The sequence below is a fragment of the Candidatus Kurthia intestinigallinarum genome (assembly GCF_003991225.1).
GTDB lineage: Bacteria > Bacillota > Bacilli > Bacillales_A > Planococcaceae > Kurthia > Kurthia populi.
Genome location: NZ_JTFC01000167.1, coordinates 1 through 1,153 on the forward strand (window position 1 = coordinate 1; position 1,153 = coordinate 1,153).

Below are 1,153 nucleotides of genomic sequence, written 5' to 3' on the forward strand. Positions count from 1 at the left end.
CTACTAACCAGTCGTTAGAGCCGATTTATGAGATTGTAAAAATTAAAGCCGAGCGTCGTAAACTGCCAAAGAAATATTTGTCGGAAAACCTTACAGATTATACAGTTCGTAGCCCTCAAGATTTTGCCAATATAGCGATGAAATTTATTGGTGACGAGGATAGAGAAATCTTTTTAGTCGCTTGTTTATCAACCAAAAATCAAATTCAATCTTTGCACCGTTGTCATATCGGTTCTTTAAATGCAAGCATCGTAACACCACGTGAAGTGTTTAAAACAGCATTCTTACAAAATGCGGCTTCGATAATTGTTGGGCATAATCATCCTTCTGGAAATTGTACACCAAGCCCCGAGGATATTGATGTTACCGAGCGTTTAAAGGAGGCAGGTGAGCTCTTAGGTGTGGAACTTCTCGACCATTTAATCGTCTGCGAAAATAACTTCCTATCATTAAAAGAAAAAGGATATATGTAATATTGAAAAGGCGCACACTTTGTGCGTCTCTTTTCAATTTATATGAGACAGGGTAAGGGATTGTAAGTGAAAAATCGCGTCGCCTTGTGTGCAAGGCGACGAAATAGGATGTGATCAACATGGAGCAACATACATTTAATAAAGATTTCCTTGGCGAAAATTTGAAAAATCTAAGGAACTATTGTGGATTTAAAACATTTGAAGTCGCTTACTTTTTGAATTTATCATTGTATACTTGTTTTAGGGTGGAATTAATTGTAATATGAAAAACATTGATACAACAATTACATTTATACCCATAAGAAATTTTGATTTTGGGTGAATTAAGGAGAGAGCTATGCGATTTGTTGTTAAAGAATTCGAAGTTTCATTAGTAGGGGATCATTCCGAAAGAACAATTGCTATAGGGATAGAAGATGAGTTTGGGATGGTATTCCCCTCTCCGCTTACCAATTTTATTAAAAGTGAATACTATATGAAAGGAAAATCATTAAGTTCTCAAAAGAATGTTGCTTATGCTATTACAAGATTTTTTAACTATGTTTATAAAAATATTAGTATGCCCTTTTATACTAGCTTGAAGGTGAAGGGACTAAAAGGTATAAAGTTGGAGCATGCTGCAGCATATATAACGGAACTGTCTCTGCAAACTAGAGCGAAGATAAAATCTAGCCATTATG

1 protein-coding gene and 1 pseudogene are annotated in these 1,153 nt (G+C 35.1%); both read left to right on the forward strand.

The window, feature by feature from the left end:
• Nucleotides 1-473 (forward strand): JAB domain-containing protein (locus tag QI30_RS19475; protein ID WP_370323646.1); only part of this gene is annotated, 473 nt, incomplete at its 5' end.
• 337 nt (nt 474-810) lie between these two features.
• Nucleotides 811-1,153: pseudogene (locus QI30_RS19480) on the forward strand (site-specific integrase); the annotation flags it as partial.